This window comes from Acidovorax radicis N35, from assembly GCF_000204195.1.
In the GTDB taxonomy this organism is placed as follows: Bacteria; Pseudomonadota; Gammaproteobacteria; order Burkholderiales; family Burkholderiaceae_C; genus Acidovorax; species Acidovorax radicis.
Genome location: NZ_AFBG01000017.1, coordinates 1 through 232 on the forward strand (window position 1 = coordinate 1; position 232 = coordinate 232).

1 pseudogene is annotated in these 232 nt (G+C 63.8%); it reads right to left on the reverse strand.

What is annotated here, in order from left to right:
* Positions 1-232: pseudogene (locus ARADN35_RS28365) on the reverse strand (hypothetical protein); the annotation flags it as partial.

The following is a 232-nucleotide window of genomic DNA, read 5'->3' on the forward strand; positions in this document are numbered from 1 at the left end:
TTCGCTGCTACTGCCTTCTTGGCGGGAGCGGCCTTCTTTGCCGGTGCTGCTGCCTTCTTGGCAGGTGCGGCCTTCTTCGCTGCTACTGCCTTCTTGGCGGGAGCGGCCTTCTTTGCCGGTGCTGCTGCCTTCTTGGCAGGTGCGGCCTTCTTCGCTGCTACTGCCTTCTTGGCGGGAGCGGCCTTCTTTGCCGGTGCTGCTGCCTTCTTGGCAGGTGCGGCCTTCTTCGCTG